Genomic DNA, 17,905 nt, shown 5'->3' on the forward strand with positions numbered 1-17,905 from the left:
TGTGCCAACAGGTCGGAGACCCTGCTGCGCCACCGCCGGGAAAGGCGTTCCCTGGGAGGTGGGACGTTCGTCCCCGGAGACCTTGTCCAGCGGGCAAGAGGAGCGGCTATGAGTGACATCGCGCGTACGCCGGGCATCACCACCGGCACCCACCCCACCCCCCGGACGGAGCCCCCGGCACACGAGGCCTACGCCTTCGCGTGCATGAGCTGCGGCCACGGCTGGGAGCAGTCGTACGAGATAACGCACCACGTCGACGCGGACGGGCGCGCGCACTGTGTGTACTACGCGGACGGCGAGCGCGTACCGTCGCCGCTGACCCGGCCCACCTGCCTGAACTGCGGCGGCCACGTCGTGCGCATCATGCGGGCCGGACAGGTCTCGATGGTCTCCAAAGTGATGGCGAGCCTGTACGACCAGCCGTCGGCGGGCGCCGCCGAAGGCCACGCGGGCGCGGGCGCCGGATCCGTACCGCAGCAGGGCGAGCGCACCGGTGACGCCGGGCCGGCCGCGGAGGACGGCCACCGTGAGAGCCGCCACCACTGGCACCTCTCCGATCTGCTGCATCCCTTCCAGCACCACCGCAGGTGAGCCGGGGCCGCGGTCCCGGAGGCCCCGTGCCGTGACCGGTCCGCCGGTGACTGCCGGCGGTCCCTCGTAGGATCGCGGCCATGAGCAGTACGACCAAGGACACGCCGCCGCCGCTGCCCGAACCGCTTCGGGTGGCGGTGGCGGACTCGCACACGCACCTCGACATGCAGCACGGAACGGTCGAGGAGGCCCTGGCGAAGGCCGCCTCCGTCGGTGTGACCACCGTCGTCCAGGTGGGCTGTGACGTGAACGGCTCGCGCTGGGCCGCGGAGACCGCCGCCGCGTACGAGGCGGTGCACGCGACGGTCGCGCTGCATCCGAACGAAGCCCCGCGGATCGTTCTGGGGGATCCGGAGGGCTGGTCGCGGCAGGGGGCGCGGGAGCCCGGCGGGGACGCCGCCCTCGACGCGGCGCTCGCCGAGATCGACGCGCTGGCGGCGCTGCCGCACGTGCGCGGCGTCGGCGAGACCGGCCTCGACCACTTCCGTACCGGCCCGGACGGCATGGCCGCGCAGCAGCGCTCCTTCCGCGCCCACATCGAGATCGCCAAGCGGCACGGCAAGGCCCTGGTCATCCACGACCGCGAGGCCCACGACGACGTGCTCCGCATCCTGCGCGAGGAGGGCGCCCCGGAGCGGGTGGTCTTCCACTGCTACTCGGGCGACGCGGAGATGGCCAAGGTCTGCGCCGAGGCCGGTTACTACATGTCCTTCGCGGGCAACGTCACCTTCAAGAACGCCCGGCCGCTGCGCGACGCGCTGGCCGTCGCCCCGCCCGAACTGGTGCTGGTCGAGACCGACGCCCCCTTCCTGACGCCCGCGCCGTACCGCGGACGGCCTAACGCGCCGTATCTCATTCCGGTCACGCTGCGGGCCATGGCCGAGGTCAAGGGGATGACGGAGGAAGCGCTGGCCACCGCCGTGGCCGCCAACACGGCGCGCGCCTTCGGCTACTGAGCGTCGCCCGGCGGGCGGCACGGCAGGATAGCGTGGCGACACTGTGTAGCGGGTCCGCTTTGGAGAGTCACCGGCGCTCCGCTACATTCCGGCTCCACAACCCCGACTCGTGGCATGTGGAGTGTCGTGACTCATTCGCAGGGCAGTCAAAGCCACCGCGTCGCGCACGGCGGATACGGACCGGGTGCCGAGCCGCGGGGCGGAGCGGTCGAAGCCCCCGATCCTTACGGGAGGTATGCGCCGTACGGGGAGTACGGGGAGTTCGGGGAGAGTGACGCGTACGGCGGATACGGGTCGCACGGGGTGTACGGGGCCTACGGGACGTACGCGGCGTATGGGCAGAGCGGTCCCTATGACGTGTACGAGGCGTACGAGGCGTACGGCGCGGGGGCGTACGAGCGGTATGAGCGGTACGACGCCGCGCAGCCCCAGGAAGCCCCGGGCGGGTCCGCGGAATCCGGCGGGCCCGCGGAATCCGGCGGGGGCGCGGCGGAGGCCGGGGGGGATCGCCTTGAGCCCGCGGCGCAAGCGGAGCCGTCGGGGCGGGTGCCGCACCAGGGCCCGCTCGTGCCGCTGCGCGACGACCTCGCCGGAGTGCCCACCCCCGGCCTGCCGGCGCACCAGGGCCGCGCAGCCGCCCGCCGGGCCGCCCGTGGCACCGCCCACCGCCGCGGCATGGCCGACCGCCTCGGCACCGTCGACCGCCGCGGCATCGACGGCACCGAAACCCGCCGGCGACTGCTGCCGCAGGCCCTCGTCGTGGCCTTCCTCGCCGGCGGCACCGCCGCGTTCATCGCCCACGACAAGGCCGTCCGCATCGACGTGGACGGCGAACCGCGCACCCTGCACACCTTCGCCTCCGACGTCGGCGACCTGCTCGCCGACGAGGACGTCAGGGTCGGCGAGCACGACTCCGTCCAGCCCGCCGCCGACGCCGAGCTGGCCAGCGGCGACGAGGTCGTCATCCGCTACGGGCGGCCGGTCCGGCTCACCCTCGACGGTCAGCACCGCGACGTCTGGACGACCGCCGAGACCGTCGGCGGCGCGCTGCGCCAGTTCGGCGTCCGCGCCGAGGGCGCCCATCTGTCCGTCGACCCCGACCGGCGCATCGGCCGCAACGGCCTCGACCTGGACGTCCGCACCGAGCGCAGCGTCACCTTCGTCGCCGACGGCCGCGAGCACACCGTGCGCACCAACGCCGCCACCGTCCGCGAGGCCCTCGACCAGGCGGGCATCGCGCTGCGCGGCGAGGACACCACCTCCGTGGCGCCCGACTCCTTCCCGCGCGACGGGCAGACCATCTCCGTCCTGCGCATCACCGGGGCCGAGAAGGTCCGCGAGGAGACCATCGCGTTCCGGACGGTCAAGAAGGCCGACCCGACGCTCTTCAAGGGCACCGAGACGGTCGTACGGCAGGGACAGCCCGGCGTGCGGCGCCTGACGTACGAGGTGCGCACGGTCAACGGCGTCCAGCAGAAGCCGAAGAAGGTCGGCTCCGAGGTCGTCCGCGAGCCCCGCGACCGGATCGTGCACGTGGGCACCAAGCCGGTGCCGCAACGGGTGGCCGGCGCGGACCACCTGAACTGGGACGCGCTCGCCCAGTGCGAGGCGGGCGGACGGCCGGACGCGGTGGACGCGTCCGGCACGTACGGCGGGCTCTACCAGTTCGACACCGGTACCTGGCAGGGGCTGGGCGGCAAGGGGCGCCCGCAGGACGCGCCCGCCGGGGAGCAGACCTATCGGGCGAAGAAGCTCTACATCAGCCGGGGGGCCAGTCCGTGGCCGGTTTGTGGGCGCAGGCTGCATGGGTGAGGTGCGGGGAGGGGCAGGGGAAGGGTGAGGGTGAGGGGGCTGGGGGCCGGGGTGCGGTGGCGGGTCCGGTGGGCTGGTGTGTGGCCGGAACGGGGGCCGCGCGCCGTAAGCTGCACGGGTGAGCAACAGCAGCACCACCGATGAGCCCGGCCCCCTCCTGGGCGCCGCCGACATCCGCGAACTGGCCGCCGCGCTGGGCGTACGCCCCACCAAGCAGCGCGGCCAGAACTTCGTCATCGACGCCAACACCGTCCGGCGCATCGTGCGCACCGCCGAGGTCCGGCCGGACGACGTCGTCGTCGAGGTCGGCCCCGGACTCGGCTCGCTGACCCTGGCGCTGCTGGAGGCCGCCGACCGGGTCACCGCCGTCGAGATCGACGACGTGCTGGCCGCCGCGCTGCCGTCCACGGTCGAGGCGCGGCTGCCCGGCCGCGCGGACCGCTTCGCGCTCGTGCACAGCGACGCGATGCTCGTCCGGGACCTGCCCGGGCCCGCGCCCACCGCGCTGGTCGCCAACCTGCCGTACAACGTCGCCGTGCCGGTGCTGCTGCACATGCTCGCGACGTTCCCGACCATCGACCGCACCCTGGTCATGGTGCAGTCCGAGGTCGCCGACCGGCTCGCGGCCCGGCCCGGCAACAAGGTCTACGGAGTGCCGTCGGTCAAGGCCAACTGGTACGCCGACGTGAAGCGCGCCGGGGCGATCGGGCGCAACGTGTTCTGGCCCGCGCCGAATGTCGACTCCGGGCTGGTCTCGCTCGTCCGCCGCGAGAAGCCGGTCGCGACCACCGCGAGCCGCGATGACGTCTTCGCCGTCGTGGACGCGGCGTTCGCGCAGCGCCGCAAGACGCTGCGTGCCGCGTTGGCCGGGTGGGCCGGGTCGGCCGCGGCGGCCGAGGCGGCGCTGGTGGCCGCGGGGGTTTCGCCGCAGGCGCGTGGTGAGGCGCTGACGGTGGAGGAGTTCGCGCGTATCGCTGAGCACAAGCCGGGTTCCGAGGGGAACAGGGCGGGTTCCGAGGGGAGTGCCGCGTGATCGACCGGGCCACCGTCACGGTTCGCGTACCCGCGAAGGTCAACGTTCAGCTCGCGGTGGGGGGTGCGCGGGCGGATGGGTTCCACGACCTGGCCAATGTGTTCTTGGCCGTGGGGCTGTATGACGAGGTGACGGCGGCGCCTGCGGAGACGCTGCGTATCACTGCCGCTGGGCCGGACGTCGATCGTGTTCCCCTCGACCGTACGAACCTGGCCGCGCGTGCTGCGGAACTGCTGGCGGCGCGGTATGGGATCGCGCCTGATGTGCATCTGCACATCGCCAAGGACATTCCGGTCGCGGGTGGCATGGCGGGGGGCAGTGCGGACGCGGCGGGTGCGCTGGTGGCGTGCGATGCGTTGTGGGGGACCGGGGCGTCGCGGGACGAGCTGCTGTCGATCTGTGGCGAGCTGGGTAGTGATGTGCCGTTCTCGCTGGTGGGTGGGGTGGCGCTGGGGCGCGGTCGGGGGGAGCTGCTGACGCCGCTGGAGGTGGGCGGTTCGTTCCACTGGGTGTTCGCGGTGGCCGACGGGGGGCTGTCGACGCCGGCCGTGTATCGGGAGTTCGACCGGCTGAACGAGGGTCTGGACGTGCTGGCGCCTGAGGCCTCGGGGGCGCTGGTGGACGCGCTTGCGGCGGGGGACGCGGTGGGGCTGGCCGGGGCGCTGTCCAATGATCTTCAGGCTGCTGCGTTGTCGTTGCGGCCGTCGTTGGCTGCGACGTTGGATGCGGGGGTTGCTGCCGGGGCGTTGGCGGCGTTGGTGTCTGGGTCTGGGCCTACGACTGCGTTTCTGGCGAAGGATGCGGATGCCGCTGCGGGGGTGGCTGCCGCGTTGACGGCGTCCGGGACTTGTCGGGCTGCGCGGGTGGCGGTGGGGCCGGTGCCTGGGGCTACTGTCGTTTAGGGCGCGGGTTGGCGCCTGAGGATCGGTGGGTGGGGGCTCGGGGCCACACAGGGGTCACTCTCCCCCAGCCTCCGGCCGGGGGGACCCCCACGGCGCCGGGAGTCATCCTTGTGTTCGTTCTTAACCGGGGTCTCGGCCGTCCTGCGGGGAGACCCCTGTATGTCCCCGAGCCCGCGCCGCTTGCGGCTTTCCCGCCGCTGTGGCTGGGGTCTTTACAGACCCGGGGATGTGGCGCTCTTTACGAGTATCTGCACCGCCGTCTCCCCGGCCGCCAGCGCCGCCTCGTTGTCCGTGGGGCGGCAGCGGTTCGTTGTGGGGTCGTACTCGGTCATGATCGTGCCTGCGTGGTCGGTTGGGCACTCCGTGTACGTGGTGATGTGGCCGGCCTTGCTTAGTGCCTCGGCCAGGGTGCGGGAGTGGTCTGTGGGGATCACCGCGTCGTTCGTGCCGTGCAGGAGGTGGATGGGGGCGGTGGGGGCCAGGCCCTTTTCCAGGTCTGCCAGAGGGGCCGTGCCGGTGGTGCGGGCCGGGACGTCGTAGCGGCCGGAGAGGGCCAGTACGGCGGTCGGGGGGTGGCCTGCGGTGAGGTCGGGGTGGAGGGCGACGCCCAGGGCGGCGCCTGCGCCGGCGGACCAGCCGGCCAGGAGGAGGGGGCCGGTTGCTTCCTCCTGGGCGAAGGCCAGGGACTCCAGGAGGTGGGTGCGGCCGTTGTCGGTCGCGTCCGCGCGCCAGTCCGGGACGAGGACGGTCAGGCCGTGGGCCGCGGCCGTACGGGCCAGCGGGCGCAGGACGTCGCGTTCGTCGGGGCCGGTGCCGTGCCAGAGGAGGACGGTGGCGGTGGGCGGTCCGTCGGGGCGGTGGATGTCCAGGTGTTTGCCGCTGGGGCCGTAGGTCCGTATGTCCATGGGCGCACGGTATCTGTACGGGGGTGCGGCGGCTTGCCGACTAGGGTGGGGAGTCGACCGATTCGAAGTGCAGGAGCGTTATGGCCGTCAACCTCGTCAATCTGGAAGCCGTGGGCAAGGTGTACGGGACGCGTGCGCTGCTCGACGGTGTATCCCTGGGCGTCAATGAAGGGGACCGGATCGGCGTCGTGGGGCGTAACGGCGACGGCAAGACCACCCTGATCCGGATCCTCGCCAAGCTGGAGGGCGCTGATGACGGGCGGGTCACGCACAACAGCGGGCTGCGGCTGGGGGTGCTGACGCAGCACGACTCGCTGGACCCGGCCGCGACCGTGCGGCACGAGGTGATCGGTGATCTCGCCGATCACGAGTGGCGGGGCAACGCCAAGATCCGGGACGTGCTGACGGGGCTGTTCGGCGGGCTGGACCTGCCGGGGCTCGGGCAGGGGCTGGACACCGTGATCGGGCCGCTGTCGGGTGGTGAGCGGCGGCGGATCGCGCTGGCGAAGCTGTTGATCGCCGAGCAGGACCTGATCGTGCTGGACGAGCCGACCAACCACTTGGATGTGGAAGGCATCTCGTGGCTCGCCGGGCATTTGCGGGCCCGGCGGTCCGCGCTGGTGTGCGTGACGCACGACCGGTGGTTCCTGGACCAGGTGTGCACGCGGATGTGGGACGTGCAGCGTGGCGCTGTTCATGAGTACGAGGGCGGGTACAGCGATTACGTGTTCGCTCGTGCCGAGCGGGAGCGGATTGCCGCCAGTGAAGAGGCCAAGCGGCAGAATCTGATGCGGAAGGAGCTGGCCTGGCTGCGGCGGGGGGCCCCGGCGCGGACCAGCAAGCCGCGGTTCCGTATCGAGGCCGCCAATGAGCTGATCGCGGATGTGCCGCCGCCCCGGGACACCGCCGAGCTGATGAAGTTCGCCAACTCGCGGCTGGGCAAGACGGTTTTCGAGCTGGAGGACGTGACCGTACAGGCCGGTCCGAAGGTGCTGCTGAAGCATCTGACGTGGCAGCTCGGGCCGGGGGACCGGATCGGTCTGGTGGGCGTGAACGGCGCGGGCAAGACGTCGCTGCTGCGGGCGCTGGCCGAGGCGGCGCGTACGGGCGGTGAGGCGCAGCCGGCGGCGGGGCGGATCGTGGTCGGCAAGACGGTGAAACTGGCCTATCTGTCGCAGGAGGTCGCGGAGCTCGATCCCTCCTGGCGGGTGCTGGAGGCCGTGCAGCGGGTGCGTGAGCGGGTGGATCTCGGCAAGGGCCGGGAGATGACCGCGGGGCAGCTGTGCGAGAAGTTCGGGTTCACCAAGGAGAAGCAGTGGACGCCGGTCGGTGACCTTTCGGGCGGTGAGCGGCGGCGGCTGCAGATTCTGCGGCTGCTGATGGACGAGCCGAATGTGCTGTTCCTGGACGAGCCGACGAATGATCTCGACATCGAGACGTTGACGCAGCTGGAGGACTTGCTGGACGGCTGGGCCGGGTCGCTGGTGGTGATCAGCCACGACCGGTACTTCGTCGAGCGGACCACGGACCGGGTGTTCGCGCTCCTGGGCGATGCGACGCTGCGGATGCTGCCGCGGGGCCTGGACGAGTATCTGGAGCGGCGGCAGAAGGTGGTCGAGGCGGCGGCGCCGGCGGCCCCGGTGGAGGCCGCGCCGAAGCAGAAGCCGGCGGCTGTGACGCGCGCCGCGCAGAAGGAGCTGCAGAAGATCGAGCGGCAGCTGGACCGGATCGGCGAGAAGGAGTCGAAGCTGCACGCGCAGATCGCGGAGCACGCCACGGACTTCGAGAAGGTCGCCGGGCTGGACGCGCAGTTGCGGGAGCTGGCGGGGGAGCGGGAGGAATTGGAGATGCGGTGGCTGGAACTGGCCGAGGACGCGTAGCGTACGGCCCGTTCTGTCGGCCCGGAAAGGCCCGCTCCGGCGCTTTTCTTGTCAGATACGGACAGGAAGGCATGCATAACTGGGCCTGATTGGCCGGGATTTCAGCGTTGCGGCAGGCTTCTTCCCCTTAGGGGGCGCGCAACGTCGAACAAGCGTGTAGCTTCCGGGGACAAGGGGCCCGGCGGGGGCCGGGGGGCTGGGCTCGCCGGGGAATTGGGGGGTTGCTGCAATGGGCGTGCGGCTGATGGTGGTCGACGATCACCGACTGCTCGCCGAGGCACTCGCCTCGGCCTTGAAACTGCGCGGGCACCGCGTGCTCGCGGCGGCCGCCCCGAGCGCCGGGGCGGCGGATCTGGTGGTGAGCCGCGCGCCCGAAGTGTGCCTGCTGGGCACCGCCACACCGGCCGAGCCGGGCGCCTTCGACCCGGTCGTACGGATCAAGAAGGAGCGGCCGCAGGTCGCGGTGGTGGTGCTCGGGCCGGTGCCCAATCCGCGGGGCATCGCCGCCGCGTTCGCCGCCGGCGCTTCGGGGTACGTACGGCACGACGAGCGCATCGAGGGCGTGGAACGCGCCATGATGAAGGCGCGGGCCGGCGAGGCGGCGATCGCGCCGCAGTTGCTCCAGCAAGCCTTCGAGGAGTTGCTGCACCCGGCCGCGCAGCCTGACGACGAGGGTGCCCGGCTGCTGCAGATGCTCACTCCGCGCGAGGTGGAGGTGCTGGTGCGGGTCGCCGAGGGGGAGGACACCCGGCTGATCGCGGCCGGGATGGGCATCGCGCCGAGCACCGCCCGTACGCATGTGCAGCGGGTGCTGATGAAGCTGGGCGTCGGGTCGCGGCTGGAGGCGGCGGCGCTGGCGGCGCGTACCGGCCTGCTGGACCGGGCGGCGACGCGGGGCGCGGGCGTGCGCGAGGCGGCGGAGGCCGAGAGCGCCCCGCCGCCGTGACGGGCGCCGCTCAGTCGGTGTCCTCCTGGAGGGCCGCGATCTCCTCGGCCGTCGGCGGGGCGATCGGGCGGAGCTTGATCCAGGCCAGGAAGAACAGGCCGAGCAGCAGCATGCCCACGCCCGTCCACAAATTGATGTTGATGTCCTCGGCCTTCTTCAGGTCCGCGTCGGAGGCGGTGAACCCGGCGATCATCACGATGACGCCGTAGAGCGTGAACAGGCCGCCGATGATCAGGCGGATGTCGAAGAGCCGGGCGGCCGTGGCCGACCTGCGTTCGAGGTCGATCTCGTGCTGGTAGTCGCTCATGGTGCTGGTTCCTTCGGGTGCGGTCAGAAGGAGTACGGGACGTAGCAGAGGGCGGCGAGGACGACGGCGCCCCAGCCGAGCAGGGCCGGCTTTCGGTACCACGCGTCGTCGCCCTTGGCGGGCGGTTCGTCCAGGCCGGGGGACCTGGTGCCGTAGACCAGGCCGGCGAGTTCCGCCTCCGGCTTGGGCCGGGTGAACAGGGTGACGGCGACCATCACCACGGCGCCGACGACGAAGGCGACGATCGCGGAGACGAAGTTGGCGCCCTGGTCGCTGGGGATGGCGATGATGCCCTGCTTGTAGATCCAGAAGTAGTTGACCATCGCCGCGGTGGTGCCCGCGACCAGGCCCCACACACCGGACTTCATGGAGGCCCGCTTCCAGAACATGCCGATGATGAAGACCACGAACATCGGCACGTTGAAGAACGAGAACAGCGTCTGGAGGTAGCCCATGATGTTGTTGAAGGTGGCGGCCAGGAAGGCCGTGCCGATGCTGCACAGCACGCCGACGGCGGTGACCAGCCGGCCGAACCGCAGGTAGTAGCGGTCCTCGCGGCCGGGCCGTACGTACTTCGCCCAGATGTCGGAGGTGAAGACCGTGTTGAACGACGAGACGTTGGCGGCCATGCCCGCCATGAAGGCGGCCAGCAGGCCGGTGACCGCGATGCCGAGGACGCCGTTGGGCAGCAGGTCGCGCATCAGCAGCGGAATGGCGTCGTTGTAGGTCAGGCCGGAGCCCTCCTGGCCGATCCTGGGCACGACGACCGCGGCGACCAGGCCGGGGATCATCACCAGGAAGGCGATGAACATCTTCGGGTAGGCGGCGATCAGCGGGGTGCGCTGCGCGGCGGAGAGGTTCTTCGCGGACAGTGCGCGCTGCACCTCGGCGAAGTTGGTGGTCCAGTAGCCGAAGGAGAGCACGAAGCCCAGGCCCAGGATGATCGTCAGCCAGTTGGCGCCGAGCGCGTTGGGCTCGCCGATGCCGGTGCCGTCCCAGGCGGTCAGGAAGCTGTGGCCGTGCTGCTTCTCCAGCGTCGCGGACAGCCCGTCCCAGCCGCCGACCCGCTTGAGGCCGATGACGCAGATCGGGATGAGCGCGGCCAGGATCACGAAGAACTGGAGCACCTCGTTGTAGATCGCCGAGGACAGGCCGCCGACGGTGATGTACGCGAGGACGAACAGCCCGGCGACGACGATGGCCACCCACTGCGGCCAGCCCAGCAGCGCCTCGACGACGATCGACAGCGCGTACAGGTTGACGCCCGCGATCAGGATGGCGGCGAAGGCGAACAGCACCGAGCTGAGCAGGTGCGCCGACTTGTCGAAGCGCTGGAGCAGGAACTCCGGTACGGAGCGGACCCGCGAGCCGTAGTAGAAGGGCATCATCACCAGCCCCAGGAACACCATGGCGGGGATGGCGCCGATCCAGTACCAGTGCACGACGGCGACGCCGTACTGCGCGCCGGTGGCGGCCATGCCGAGGATCTCGGTCGCGCCGAGGTTGGCGGCGACGAAGGCGAGGCCGGTGACCCAGGCGGGCAGCGACCGCCCGGACAGGAAGAAGTCCAGGCTGGTCTTCACGCTGCGGCGGGCGGCGAAGCCGATGCCGAGGACGACGACGAAGTAGACGGCGAGGATCGCGTAATCGAGCCCGTTGGTGGGCAGCCGTAGCCCTGCGGCCAAGGTGATCATGGGGCACTCACTTCTCTGTGCGTGATGAACGCACAGGAACCTACGCGCGGTCCTTCAGAAACTGAAGACTTTTGTTCGTTCTCGTGGTGGGATCGTGATGGGGCCGCGTCCTTTGTGGGGGAATCTCCGGGTCGAGATCCCGTCATGGCGCGGCCGCGTCCGGCGTTGACGGGCTTGTTTAGTTGTGCTTCATTGTGTGTGTTTGTGTTTGGTGGCTGTGGCGAGGAGCTCCAGTGAAGAAGACGATGACCCGGCTCGCCGACGGCCGGGAGCTCATCTACTACGACCTGCGCGACGACGCGGTGCGCGGCAGCGCCGACCACCGGCCGCTCGACCCGGTCTCCACCGCCTCCGAGATCCGCCACGACCGCCTGCTCGGCGACTCCGTCGCCATCGCCTCGCACCGCCAGGGCCGTACCTACCTCCCGCCGGCCGACGCCTGCCCGCTGTGCCCCTCCCGCGACGGCCGCGCCACCGAGATCCCCGCCGCCGACTACGACGTCGCCGTCTTCGAGAACCGCTTCCCCTCCCTGGCCGGCGACACCGGCCGCTGCGAGGTCGTCTGCTTCACCCCCGACCACGACGCCTCCTTCGCCGACCTCACCGGGGAGCAGGCGGCGCTCGTCCTGGAGGCCTGGACCGACCGCACCGCCGAACTCTCCCAGCACCCCGCCGTCCAGCAGGTCTTCTGCTTCGAGAACCGCGGCGCGGAGATCGGCGTGACCCTCGGCCACCCGCACGGCCAGATCTACGCCTATCCCTTCGTCACCCCGCGCACCGAGCGGATGCTGGCCTCGCTGGCCGCGCACCGCGAGCGGACCGGTGGGCGCAACCTCTTCGACGATGTGCTCGCCGAGGAACTGGCCGACGGCCGCCGCATCGTGCTCGACGCCGGACACTGGACCGCCTTCGTCCCGTACGCCGCCCACTGGCCGTACGAGGTCCACCTCTACCCCAAGCGCCGGGTCCCCGACCTGCTCGCGCTCGACGAGGCGGCGCGCACAGAGTTCCCACAGGTCTATCTGGAAGTCTTGCGGCGGTTCGACCGGATCTTCGGCCCCGACGAGCCCCCGACCCCGTACATCTCCGCCTGGCACCAGGCACCGCTGCACGCCGCGGACCGCGGTGGGTTCGCGCTCCATCTGGAGCTTTTCACCGTCCGCCGGACTTCCGGCAAGCTGAAGTTCCTCGCGGGTTCCGAATCCGGCATGAACGTGTTCATCAACGATGTGCCGCCGGAGGCTGCGGCCGAGCGACTGCGAGAGGTAGCGAGCGCGTGAGCAACAAGTACCTGGTCACCGGCGGAGCGGGATATGTGGGCAGCGTCGTGGCGGCGCACCTGGTCGAGGCCGGGCACACCGTCACGGTCCTCGACGACCTGTCCACCGGACACCGCGCAGGCGTCCCGGCCGGCACCGAGTTCATCGAGGGCCGCGTCCAGGACGCCGCCCGCCACCTGGACGCCTCCTTCGACGCGGTACTGCACTTCGCCGCCTTCTCGCAGGTCGGCGAGTCCGTCACGGACCCCGAGAAGTACTGGCGCAACAACGTCGGCGGCACCATGGACCTGCTGGCCGCGATGCGCGACGCCGGGGTGCGCACCCTGGTCTTCTCCTCCACCGCCGCCACCTACGGCGAACCCGAGCGCACCCCGATCACCGAGTCCGCGCCCACCGCGCCCACCAGCCCGTACGGCGCCTCCAAGCTCGCCGTCGACCACATGATCGCGGGCGAGTGCGCCGCGCACGGCCTGGCCGCCGTCTCGCTGCGCTACTTCAACGTCGCGGGCGCCCACGGCGACTGCGGCGAGCGCCACGACCCCGAATCACACCTGATCCCGCTCGTCCTCCAGGTCGCCCTGGGCAAGCGGGAGGCCATCTCCGTCTACGGCGACGACTACCCGACGCCCGACGGCACCTGCGTACGCGACTACATCCACGTCGCCGACCTGGCGGAGGCCCACCTCCTCGCCCTGACGGCGGCGAAGCCGGGCGAGCACCTCATCTGCAACCTCGGCAACGGCAACGGCTTCTCCGTGCGCGAGGTCATCGAGACCGTCCGCAAGGTCACCGGCCACCCCGTACCCGAGATCACCGCGGGCCGCCGCGGCGGCGACCCCGCCGTCCTGGTCGCCTCCGCACAGACCGCGATCGACCGGCTCGGCTGGCGCCCCAGCCGTACGGACCTGGCCGACATCGTCGCGGACGCCTGGGCGTTCGCCCGGCGCGGGGAAGCCGGCACGCCATGACGGACACCAGCGAGGTGACGGGCGGTCAGGAGCGGCGTGCCCGGCACGCCGCCGACCGCTTCCGCGAGGTGTACGGCGCCGCCCCCGCCGGGGTGTGGGCGGCGCCCGGCCGCGTCAACCTCATCGGCGAACACACCGACTACAACGACGGCTTCGTGATGCCGCTGGCCCTGCCGCACACCACCCTCGCCGCCGCCGCGCCCCGCGCCGACGGCGTGCTGCGGGTGCACTCCGGCGACGGCAGCGGCGGCGGCCGGACCGTCGAACTGCGCCTGGACGCCCTGCGCCCGGCCGCCGACGCCGGCTGGGCGGGTTATCCGGCGGGCGTCGCCTGGGCCCTGCGGGAGGCCGGACTGCCCCTCGGCGGCGCGGACCTGCACTACGAGAGCACCGTCCCCGTCGGCGCGGGCCTGTCCTCGTCGGCCGCCCTGGAGGTCGTCACCGCCCTCGCCCTCGACGACCTGTACGGCCTCGGGCTCACCCGGCAGCGCCTGGCGCAGCTCGCCCAGCGCGCCGAGAACGCCTTCGTGGGCGTGCCCTGCGGCATCATGGACCAGACCGCGGCGGCCTGTTGCACGGACGGCCACGCGCTGTTCCTGGACACCCGCGACCTCGCCCAGCGGCAGGTTCCGTTCGATTTGGCGGGGGAGGGGCTACGGCTCCTGGTCGTGGACACCCGGGTGAAACACGAGCTGGGGGACGGCGCGTATGCACAACGGCGCGCCATGTGCGAGCGCGGCGCGCGGGCGCTCGGCGTACACGCGCTGCGCGATGTGCCGTACGCACATCTGCCGGAGGCACTGGACCGGCTGGCCGCGACGGACGAGGAACCGGGCGCCGGGAAGGACGGCGGCGGCCCCGGCACGGCGGCGGTGGTCCGGCACGTGGTGACCGAGAACCGGCGGGTCGAAGAGGTCATCGCCCGCCTGGACGCCGGCGAGCCCCGCGCCATCGGCCCGCTGCTGACCGCCGGACACGCCTCGCTGCGCGACGACTTCCGGGTCTCCTGCGCCGAACTGGACCTGGCCGTCGAGACGGCCGGGGCGGCGGGCGCGCTCGGGGCCCGGATGACCGGCGGCGGGTTCGGCGGCTCGGCCGTGGTGCTCGTCGAGGAGGCGGCCGCGGACGCCGTCGCGGCGCGGATCACCGAGGCGTTCGCCGCGGCCGGTCACACGGAGCCGCGGATCTTCCCGGCCGTGCCGAGCGCGGGGGCGCGGCGGCTGGTGTGAGGCGCGGGGGCGGGCCGGGGGCACCGGCCCGCCCCCGGCCGATCGAATTGAGACGAACCTTGTCGACTTACGCCCCTCGACGGGCGCTGGGCCCCACCCTGAACACTTGGGCCGGGCAGTTTTGCCAATAGCCTTCCGTTGCCGCACCCCGTCCGTAATCTGAGTCCCAGCACCGGTGGGGGCCGGTGCTGATCAGGGGGCGAGACAGTCGGGTACGACGCCCGGGGTGGGGTGATCACGCGGTACGGCGGCGGCCGTGCGGCTGCGTCGGCCTTGGTCCCGGGCGTCGTGCCCACTTGGTCCGTTCCCCGAGACAGGGGGTCTCAGTGCAACGCATCCGGGTTCTGGTGGTCGACGACCACCGCATCTTCGCCGAGTCCCTGGCGGCCGCGCTCGCGGCCGAACAGGACGTGGACGTGGCGGCGGCCGGCAGTGGACCGGCTGCCCTGCGCAGCCTGGAGCGGGCGGCCGCCGACGGCCGGCGCTTCGACGTGATGCTCATCGACGCCGACCTCGGCACCGTCACGGCACCGCTGGCATCCGTGCCGTCCCAGCCCGCGCCGGGCCGCGACGGCAGCGCGGACGGCGGCCCGCTGGACGGCATCTCGCTGGTCGCGGGCGTCCGCACGGCCTATCCGTACGTCCGTACCGTCGTGCTCGCCGAGAAGGACGACCCGCGCCGGGCCGCCTTCGCCCTCCAGGCGGGCGCCGGCGGCTGGGTCGCCAAGGACTGCTCGCTCTCCCGCCTGCTCGCCGTCATCCGCGGCGTGCTGCGCGACGAGACGCACCTGCCGCCCGCGCTGCTGACCGGCGTCCTGCGGGAGCTGACGGCGGCGCGCAAGCACCGCACCGAGAGCGAGCGCCTGGTGGAGTCGCTGACGCCGCGCGAGCGCGAGGTGCTGCGCTGCATGGTGGCCGGGCTGGGCCGCAAGGCCGTCGCCGAGCGGCTGTTCCTGTCCCCGCACACGGTCCGTACGCACATGCAGAACGTGCTCGGCAAGCTCGGCGTGCACTCGACGCTGGCCGCCGTGGCGCTGGCGCGGCGGGCCGGGGTGGGGCCGGTGGAGCTGGAACCGGCCACGGCCGCGGCCTCCGCGCTCACCTGAGGCGCGGCGCGGGGCCCGCCCGCGCCGCGCCCGGCACACCGCCGGTCCCCGGTCAGCCGCCCGTGGACCCCGCCCCGCGCGGGTCCTTCAGCACGGCCACACCACGGGCCGGCAGCGCGATCCGGTAGGTGTGCTCCGACCGCTCTCCCCGGGCCCCGGCGAGCGCGTCGGCCATCGGGCAGGGCAACGTGATGTCGGCCGCCCGCGCACCGTGGTTGAGCAGGAAGAGGAAGCGCCCGCCGGCGCCCTCCCGGACGGTGGCCTGCACGCCCTCGGGCAGCCCGGCCAGCACCGGCCGCACGCCCGCCGCCGCCCGTACGCGGTCCATCAGGGCCCGCATCAGGGCCGGTTCGAGCCGGGTGCCGACGTAGGTGACCGTGCCCGTGCCGTAGCCGTGCCGGGTGACGGCCGGGGCGCCCGCCAGCTCGCCGTCCGCGAACCGCGCGACGGGCTCCGCGCCTTCGAGGAGGATGGCCTCCGACCACAGGTCCGCCGTACCGGCGGGCAGCTCCCAGGCGCCCGCCGCCGCTTCCGCGCGTCCCGGCCCGCCCGGCTTCCGTACGCCCGCGACACCCCGTACGCCCACCGTCGCCCCCGCGTCCAGCGGCCAGAACTCCTCCACCCGCAGGCCCAGCAGCGACCGCAGCGGCCCCGGACAGCCCCCGGGGTGCACCCGGTCGCAGGCGTCCACGACGCCGGAGAAGAACGACACCAGCAGGTGCCCGCCGCCCCGCACGTACGCCGCCAGCCGCTCGGCGGTCCGCTCGGTCAGCAGGTACAGGTTCGGCACGACGACCAGCCGGTAGCCGGACAGGTCGCGGTCCGGCGGCACCACGTCGCACGCGACTCCCGCCTCGAACAGCGGCCCGTAGTGCCCCAGCGCCAGCTCCGGCAGGCGCAGCGCCGTCGACGGGTGGGAGTCCAGCTCCAGGGCCCGCCAGCTGTCCCAGTCCGTCACCAGCGCCGCCGTCGGCCGCGCCACCCGTGTCCCCGCGATCCCCGGTACGGACGCCAGCTCCCGCCCCAGCTCGGAGACCTCCCGGAAGACCCGGGTGTCCGTACCGGCGTGCGGCACCACCGCGGAGTGGAACTTCTCCGCGCCGCCGCGCGACTGCCGCCACTGGAAGAACAGCACGGCGTCCGCGCCCTGCGCGACGGCCTGCCAGCTCCACAGGCGCATCGCGCCCGGCGGCTTGGGGCCGTTGCGGGCCCGCCAGTTGACCGCGCCGGGCGCCTGCTCCAGCAGCAGCCAGGGCTGCCCGCCGCGTGCCGACCGCATCAGGTCGAAGGTGTACGCGGCCGTCAGGTGCGTCCCGGGGTCGAAGGGGTCCTGGTAGAAGTCCAGCGCCATCGCGTCCATGTCCCGCGACCACGCGAAGGCGTCCACCGGCTTGTGGAACGGCATCAGGTTCGTGGTCACCGGCACCGACGGGCTCAGCCGCGCCAGCACCTCCCGCTCCGCCAGATAGCACTGGCGCAGCGCGTCGTCACTGAAGCGCAGATAGTCCAGCTGCTGGGCCGGGTTGGGGAAGGTGGGGGCCGTACGCGGCGGCAGCACCTCCTCGAAGTCCGCGTACGCCTGCGACCAGAAGGCCGTCGACCAGGCGTCGTTGAGGCGGTCCACGCTCCCGTACCGCGCGCGCAGCCAGGTCCGGAAGTCCGCGGCCGACACGTCGCAGTAGCACTGGCGGGTGTGGCAGCCGTACTCGTTGCCGATGTGCCACACGGCCAGCGCGGGGTGTTCGGCGTAGCGGGCGGCGAGCCGCTTGACGAGGCGGACGGCGTGTTCGCGGTAGACGGGGCTGGACGGGCAGTAGTGCTGCCGCCCGCCGGGCCAGCGGCGCTGCCCGTCCGGGCCCTGCGGCAGGACCTCCGGGTGCGCGCGGGTGAGCCAGGGCGGCGGGGAGGCGGTCATGGTGGCCAGGCACACCCGGACGCCGGCGCCGCCGAGGCCGTCCATGACCCGGTCGAACCATTCGAAGTCGTACGCGCCGGGCCGGGGCTCGACCCGCGCCCACGAGAAGATCCCGGCGGTCACCAGCGTGACGTGCGCCTGCTTCATCAGGCGCAGGTCCGCCTCCCACACCTCCTCGGGCCACTGCTCGGGGTTGTAGTCCGCACCGAAATGGATGCCCATCGGGTCTCCCGGGTCGCGACGTGTACCGGCACGAGCTGCGGGCGGCGCGTATGCCGGGTGCGGCCGCCGTACGGGCGTGGCCGCTCGCGCGGGGGCGCGGCCGCTCGTACGGGGGCGTGGCCGCTCTTACGGGGCGCGGCCGCCCTTTACCGCCATGAT

Annotated in this window: 15 protein-coding genes; 11 read left to right on the top strand and 4 right to left on the bottom strand. The window is 72.5% G+C overall.

Annotated features, from left to right (window positions below; genetic code table 11):
- Nucleotides 1–108: 108 nt before the first annotated feature.
- The 5 genes from CP973_RS04895 to CP973_RS04915 all read left to right on the top strand — a co-directional run bounded on the left by CP973_RS04895 (nt 109) and on the right by CP973_RS04915 (nt 5,294).
- The gene (locus CP973_RS04895; RefSeq protein ID WP_150237868.1) at nt 109–591 is read left to right on the top strand and encodes a hypothetical protein; all 483 of its coding nucleotides are present in this window, start codon (nt 109–111) and stop codon (nt 589–591) included.
- A gap of 80 nt (nt 592–671) precedes the next feature.
- Nucleotides 672–1,547, top strand: a complete 876-nt coding sequence (locus CP973_RS04900) for a TatD family hydrolase (RefSeq protein ID WP_150237870.1) — start codon at nt 672–674, stop codon at nt 1,545–1,547.
- 126 nt (nt 1,548–1,673) lie between these two features.
- Nucleotides 1,674–3,359 carry a resuscitation-promoting factor gene (locus CP973_RS04905; RefSeq protein WP_150237872.1) on the top strand — a complete coding sequence of 562 codons (1,686 nt, stop codon included), beginning with the start codon at nt 1,674–1,676 and terminating at the stop codon, nt 3,357–3,359.
- A gap of 118 nt (nt 3,360–3,477) precedes the next feature.
- The gene (gene rsmA, locus CP973_RS04910; RefSeq protein WP_150237874.1) at nt 3,478–4,392 is read left to right on the top strand and encodes a 16S rRNA (adenine(1518)-N(6)/adenine(1519)-N(6))-dimethyltransferase RsmA; all 915 of its coding nucleotides are present in this window, start codon (nt 3,478–3,480) and stop codon (nt 4,390–4,392) included.
- Nucleotides 4,389–5,294, top strand: coding sequence for a 4-(cytidine 5'-diphospho)-2-C-methyl-D-erythritol kinase (locus tag CP973_RS04915; RefSeq protein WP_150237876.1), 906 nt, complete (start codon nt 4,389–4,391; stop codon nt 5,292–5,294). The genes rsmA and CP973_RS04915 overlap by 4 nt, the downstream gene beginning before the upstream one ends.
- 212 nt (nt 5,295–5,506) lie before the next feature.
- Here the strand turns inward: CP973_RS04915 and CP973_RS04920 are convergent, their stop codons facing one another.
- Nucleotides 5,507–6,199 carry an alpha/beta hydrolase gene (locus tag CP973_RS04920; RefSeq protein ID WP_150237878.1) on the bottom strand — a complete coding sequence of 231 codons (693 nt, stop codon included), beginning with the start codon at nt 6,197–6,199 and terminating at the stop codon, nt 5,507–5,509.
- Between the two features lie 80 nt (nt 6,200–6,279).
- Between CP973_RS04920 and CP973_RS04925 the strand changes: the two genes are divergently transcribed.
- Both CP973_RS04925 and CP973_RS04930 read left to right on the top strand, forming a co-directional pair.
- Complete coding sequence (locus CP973_RS04925) at nt 6,280–8,079, top strand: ABC-F family ATP-binding cassette domain-containing protein (protein ID WP_150237880.1); 1,800 nt, start codon at nt 6,280–6,282, stop codon at nt 8,077–8,079.
- Nucleotides 8,080–8,308: 229 nt separating this feature from the next.
- Nucleotides 8,309–9,025 carry a response regulator transcription factor gene (locus tag CP973_RS04930; protein WP_150237882.1) on the top strand — a complete coding sequence of 239 codons (717 nt, stop codon included), beginning with the start codon at nt 8,309–8,311 and terminating at the stop codon, nt 9,023–9,025.
- Nucleotides 9,026–9,035: 10 nt separating this feature from the next.
- On the opposite strand, the gene CP973_RS04935 is transcribed toward CP973_RS04930, so the two are convergent.
- Nucleotides 9,036–9,332 (bottom strand): hypothetical protein, encoded by a 297-nt coding sequence (locus CP973_RS04935; protein ID WP_150237884.1) that lies wholly within the window; start codon nt 9,330–9,332, stop codon nt 9,036–9,038.
- A 23-nt stretch (nt 9,333–9,355) separates the two neighbouring features.
- Entirely contained in the window at nt 9,356–11,026 is a 1,671-nt protein-coding gene (locus CP973_RS04940) for a sodium:solute symporter family protein (RefSeq protein WP_150237886.1), read from the bottom strand.
- A gap of 233 nt (nt 11,027–11,259) precedes the next feature.
- Here CP973_RS04940 and galT point away from each other — a divergent pair, with 233 nt between their 5' ends.
- The 4 genes from galT (at nt 11,260) to CP973_RS04960 (ending at nt 15,609) form a co-directional block, all read left to right on the top strand.
- Nucleotides 11,260–12,306 (top strand): galactose-1-phosphate uridylyltransferase, encoded by a 1,047-nt coding sequence (gene galT / locus CP973_RS04945; RefSeq protein WP_150237888.1) that lies wholly within the window; start codon nt 11,260–11,262, stop codon nt 12,304–12,306.
- Nucleotides 12,303–13,274 carry a UDP-glucose 4-epimerase GalE gene (galE, locus tag CP973_RS04950; protein ID WP_150237890.1) on the top strand — a complete coding sequence of 324 codons (972 nt, stop codon included), beginning with the start codon at nt 12,303–12,305 and terminating at the stop codon, nt 13,272–13,274. The genes galT and galE overlap by 4 nt, the downstream gene beginning before the upstream one ends.
- Nucleotides 13,271–14,503 (top strand): galactokinase, encoded by a 1,233-nt coding sequence (galK, locus tag CP973_RS04955; RefSeq protein WP_244409282.1) that lies wholly within the window; start codon nt 13,271–13,273, stop codon nt 14,501–14,503. Before galE ends, galK begins: the two co-directional genes overlap by 4 nt.
- 326 nt (nt 14,504–14,829) lie before the next feature.
- Nucleotides 14,830–15,609, top strand: a complete 780-nt coding sequence (locus tag CP973_RS04960) for a LuxR C-terminal-related transcriptional regulator (protein WP_150237892.1) — start codon at nt 14,830–14,832, stop codon at nt 15,607–15,609.
- 52 nt (nt 15,610–15,661) lie between these two features.
- Here the strand turns inward: CP973_RS04960 and CP973_RS04965 are convergent, their stop codons facing one another.
- Nucleotides 15,662–17,746: a beta-galactosidase gene (locus CP973_RS04965; RefSeq protein WP_150237893.1), complete on the bottom strand. Its 2,085-nt coding sequence runs from the start codon at nt 17,744–17,746 to the stop codon at nt 15,662–15,664.
- Nucleotides 17,747–17,905: the final 159 nt, after the last annotated feature.

The sequence above is a fragment of the Streptomyces albofaciens JCM 4342 genome (assembly GCF_008634025.1).
GTDB lineage: Bacteria > Actinomycetota > Actinomycetes > Streptomycetales > Streptomycetaceae > Streptomyces > Streptomyces albofaciens.

What these genes read in the sequence shown, in the direction of transcription:
- CP973_RS04895 (WP_150237868.1), top strand. Translation starts at nt 109, where the DNA reads ATGAGTGACATCGCGCGTACGCCGGGCATCACCACCGGCACCCACCCC.
- CP973_RS04940 (WP_150237886.1), bottom strand. Translation starts at nt 11,026, where the DNA reads ATGATCACCTTGGCCGCAGGGCTACGGCTGCCCACCAACGGGCTCGAT.
- CP973_RS04930 (WP_150237882.1), top strand. Translation starts at nt 8,309, where the DNA reads ATGGGCGTGCGGCTGATGGTGGTCGACGATCACCGACTGCTCGCCGAG.
- CP973_RS04935 (WP_150237884.1), bottom strand. Translation starts at nt 9,332, where the DNA reads ATGAGCGACTACCAGCACGAGATCGACCTCGAACGCAGGTCGGCCACG.
- CP973_RS04920 (WP_150237878.1), bottom strand. Translation starts at nt 6,199, where the DNA reads ATGGACATACGGACCTACGGCCCCAGCGGCAAACACCTGGACATCCAC.
- CP973_RS04900 (WP_150237870.1), top strand. Translation starts at nt 672, where the DNA reads ATGAGCAGTACGACCAAGGACACGCCGCCGCCGCTGCCCGAACCGCTT.
- CP973_RS04925 (WP_150237880.1), top strand. Translation starts at nt 6,280, where the DNA reads ATGGCCGTCAACCTCGTCAATCTGGAAGCCGTGGGCAAGGTGTACGGG.
- CP973_RS04965 (WP_150237893.1), bottom strand. Translation starts at nt 17,746, where the DNA reads ATGGGCATCCATTTCGGTGCGGACTACAACCCCGAGCAGTGGCCCGAG.
- galK (WP_244409282.1), top strand. Translation starts at nt 13,271, where the DNA reads ATGACGGACACCAGCGAGGTGACGGGCGGTCAGGAGCGGCGTGCCCGG.